We start from the raw sequence: 4,054 nt of genomic DNA, 5'->3' as shown, positions 1-4,054 counted from the left end.
GGCTTGCGCTCGCCGGCGACGGCAGGCTTGTCGCCGAAGCGCTTCTTGCCAAAGCCGTTGCCCTTGTTCTCGCCGCCGGGCCGCCTGCCGTCGCGACGGCCATTGCGGTCGTTGCGGTCATTGGCCGGCTCGAAGCGCTCGTTCTTTTCAGCCGGATTGCGCACCGGATCCGGGCTGCCGAGATGGTCGGCAACGATCGGCAGCTTGGTGCGGATGATGCGCTCGACCTGGCGTAGCTTGCTGTTTTCGGAAGGATCGCAAAGCGTGATCGCGATGCCGTCCATGCCGTTGCGGCCGGTACGTCCGATGCGGTGGACGTAGCTCTCGGCTTCATCAGGCAGGTCGAAATTCACGACATGGCTGATGCCGGGGACGTCGATGCCGCGCGCCGCAATGTCGGTCGCCACCAGAATGCGCACCGAGCCGTCGCGGAAATCGTTCAGCGCTTTCTGGCGGGCATTCTGCGACTTGTTGCCGTGGATGACGGCGGCCTTGAAGCCGTCGCGCTCGAGGTCCTTGGTCACCCTGTCGGCACCATGCTTGGTGCGCGAGAAGATGATGACGGACTTCATCGCCTCGTCGGCGAGCATCGTCGACAGAACCTGGCGCTTCTGCTTGGTGCGGGCAAAGACCACGCCCTGCACGATCTCGGCCGCCGCCGTGCTTTGCGGCGCGACTTCGACGCGGATCGGGTTCTTCAGCAGGCCCTTGGCCAGTTCGGCGATTTCATTGGGCATGGTCGCCGAGAACAGCACCGTCTGACGGTCGGGCGCCGTCGCCTTGGCGATGCGCTTGACGTCGTTGATGAAGCCCATGTCGAGCATGCGGTCGCCTTCGTCGAGCACCAGCCATTTGGTGTCGGCAAGCACGAGGTCGCCCTCACGCACAAGGTCGGTCAACCGGCCGGGCGTGGCGATCAGGATGTCGACGCCGGGAGCAACCTTCTTCACCTGGCTGAAGCGGGACACGCCGCCGAGCACGAGCGCGGTCGAGACATGCGCGCCCTTGGCGAGGATCTTGATCGTGTCTTCGATCTGCACGGCGAGTTCGCGCGTCGGCGCCAGGATAAGCGCACGCGCCGTCTTCGGCCGGCGCTTGGTGCCAAGCGCAATGATCTTCGACAAGATCGGCAGCGCGAAGGCTGCGGTCTTGCCGGAGCCGGTCTGGGCGATGCCGAAAATGTCACGGCCTTCCATCTGAGGCGGGATCGCCTGTGCCTGGATCGGCTTCGGCTCGGCGAAGCCGGCGTTGTGGGTGGCCTTGAGCAGCGCGCCCGTAATACCCAGTGCCGCGAAACCGGTGAGTTCCGCAGTGCTACCGGGCAAAGTGTTTTCGTTGGTCAAAATAATCTTCTTTCACGCGGCTTCTGGCCGCAAACATCGATGGCGGCAGGGCGCAACCTGCCGCCGAAAAATCTGTGATGAACGACAAGGCGGGCGGACGTATTCGTCCACTCGGCTGCGCTGTCGTGCCCGCAGGCATCATGCCACGGGGCTTTTTCGCCGCTTTGTGATTTACCGGAAAAAGGGCCGATATACCGGAAAGAGGGAAAACAGACGCAACCAGTCTCATTTGTCGAGAAGGCCGGATTCGTTCCCGGCCCAAGCGCCTATGGGCTGCATATGGCTGAGTTCGCCGCCAAATGCAAGGGGCGTCATGCTGCAGCGCAACAAAACCCGTGGCGCAAGCGGCGCTTGCGCTCGCTTGCCGGCACGATTACCACGAAATGCCACTGGCTTGGGAGGTAATCGATGAAAGACGTTCTCAAGGAACTCGAGCGCCGCCGCGAGATCGCCCGCATGGGTGGCGGCCAGGTCCGCATCGATGCCCAGCACAAGAAGGGTAAGCTCACCGCGCGCGAACGCATCGAGGTGTTTCTCGACGAGGGCTCGTTCGAGGAATTCGACATGTATGTCGAGCACCGCTCGACCGACTTCGGCATGGAGAACACAAAGATCGCCGGCGACGGCGTCGTCACCGGCTGGGGCACGGTCAACGGCCGCCCGGTCTACCTCTTCGCCAAGGATTTTACCGTGTTCGGCGGCTCGCTGTCGGAAGCGCATGCCGAGAAGGTCATCAAGGTGCAGGAGATGGCGCTGCGCAACCGGGCGCCGATCATCGGCCTCTACGATGCTGGCGGCGCGCGCATCCAGGAGGGCGTCGCGGCACTCGGCGGCTATGCCGAGATCTTTCAGCGCAACGTGCTGGCGTCCGGCGTCATTCCGCAGATTTCCGTCATCATGGGCCCATGCGCCGGCGGCGACGTCTATTCGCCTGCCATGACCGACTTCATCTTCATGGTGCGCGACACTTCCTACATGTTCGTCACCGGACCGGATGTGGTGAAGACCGTGACCAACGAGACGGTGACCGCCGAGAGCCTGGGCGGCGCCTCCGTCCACACGACGAAATCCTCGATCGCCGACGGCGCCTATGACAATGATGTCGAGGCGCTGTTGCAGATGCGCCGGCTGGTCGACCTGCTGCCGGCTTCCAACACATCGGAGCTTCCCGAGATCGAATGCTACCAGTCGGTCACCGACCATGATTTGTCGCTCGACCGGCTGATTCCCGACAATGCCAACAAGCCCTACGACATCAAGGAACTGATCATGAAAGTTGCCGACGAAGGCGACTTCTTCGAGATCCAGCAGAACTTCGCCAAGAACATCGTCACCGGGTTCGGGCGTGTCGAGGGTCGCACCGTCGGCTTCGTCGCCAACCAGCCGATGGTGCTGGCCGGCGTGCTCGATTCGGATGCCAGCCGCAAAGCGGCGCGCTTCGTGCGCTTCTGCGACTGTTTCTCGATACCGATCGTCACCTTCGTCGATGTCCCCGGCTTCCTGCCCGGCACCGCGCAGGAATATGGCGGGCTGATCGAGCATGGCGCGAAACTCCTGTTCGCCTATGCCGAGGCCACCGTGCCGAAGATCACCGTCATCACCCGCAAAGCCTATGGCGGCGCCTATGACGTGATGGCGTCAAAGCATCTGCGCGGCGACATGAACTATGCCTGGCCGACGGCGCAGATCGCGGTGATGGGCGCCAGGGGCGCGGTCGAGATCATTTATCGCAAGGACATCGGTGACGCCGAAAAGATCGCAGCCCATACAAAGGCTTACGAAGATCGCTTCCTGTCGCCCTTCGTCGCCGCCGAGCGCGGCTATGTCGATGAGGTGATCATGCCGCATTCGACCCGCCGCCGCATCGCGCGCGCGCTGCGCATGCTGCGCAACAAGGATATGCAGAACCCCTGGAAGAAGCACGACAACATCCCGCTGTGAGGCATCGATGTCGCGCTTGGTCCTCTATATGGGAACGCGCTTTGGCAGGTTCGCCATCCTGCTTTTCGCTCTCCCGCTTTTCTGCCCGGTGCTTCTGTGGCTGTTGTTGCTTGACCGGCATCCGCTCATGGTAATAGCAGGTGGTGTCATCGCCATACCGGCCGCGATGCTGGCTTTTGTGCTGTTGATCGGGGCACTGTTTGCCGGCTTTCGCCCCAGCCCGGTGCAAGGCATCTCTCAGGATTCGGCTCCCCAGCTATGGGCCGTGTGGGAAAGCATCGCTGGCAAACATCGCGCCAGCCGAACCACGATCGTTCTGAGCGACAACCTCAACGCCAGCATAGGGGAAGAGCGTCCATTTCTCGGTCTGCTCGGCCGTCGGGCGGTCTTGACCGTAGGCATTCCATTGCTCGCGGTGACCGACGACAAAGCATTCGCCACGATTCTGGCTCACGAAGACGCACATTTGAAAAACAAGGATACGAACGGCGGGCTCAATCTCGCCGAACTCGACAAAAGTTTCGATTTGGTCTTCGACTACGCTCCCCCAGGAAAAACCGTTTCCGGAAGCCTGTTCTACTTGCTGCTGGGTCCGCTCTCTCAATCACTGGAACGCGAAGAGATACGATTGTCGCGACGAGCGGAAATCGATGCCGATCGCCATGCGGCAAGGTCAGGCGATTCTCACGAAGCAGCGCGCGCGCTGCTCTTGATCGCCGCTGCCGATGCATTTTTCAATGACAGGGTTTACACTCCTCTCAAGCGTGAAC

The 4,054-nt window shown here is 61.9% G+C and carries 3 protein-coding genes; 2 read left to right on the top strand and 1 reads right to left on the bottom strand.

The window, feature by feature from the left end; all coding sequences use genetic code 11:
- Positions 1 to 1,343, bottom strand: a 1,343-nt coding sequence (locus EN750_RS21960; protein ID WP_145967827.1) for a DEAD/DEAH box helicase, incomplete at its 3' end; no start/stop codon positions are given.
- A 408-nt stretch (positions 1,344 to 1,751) separates the two neighbouring features.
- Between EN750_RS21960 and EN750_RS21955 the strand changes: the two genes are divergently transcribed.
- Both EN750_RS21955 and EN750_RS21950 read left to right on the top strand, forming a co-directional pair.
- Positions 1,752 to 3,284, top strand: coding sequence for an acyl-CoA carboxylase subunit beta (locus tag EN750_RS21955; RefSeq protein ID WP_127397629.1), 1,533 nt, complete (start codon positions 1,752 to 1,754; stop codon positions 3,282 to 3,284).
- Positions 3,285 to 3,291: 7 nt separating this feature from the next.
- On the top strand, positions 3,292 to 4,054 hold a 763-nt coding region (locus EN750_RS21950), incomplete at its 3' end, for a M48 family metallopeptidase (protein ID WP_127397628.1).

Source organism: Mesorhizobium sp. M7A.F.Ca.ET.027.03.2.1 (assembly GCF_003999175.1).
GTDB lineage: Bacteria > Pseudomonadota > Alphaproteobacteria > Rhizobiales > Rhizobiaceae > Mesorhizobium.
The sequence above is the reverse complement of the archived record's forward strand: the minus strand, read 5'-3'. Positions and strand labels throughout refer to the sequence as shown.

Excerpts from the sequence above, each read along its gene's own strand:
- EN750_RS21955 (WP_127397629.1), top strand. The coding sequence starts at position 1,752 with ATGAAAGACGTTCTCAAGGAACTCGAGCGCCGCCGCGAGATCGCCCGC.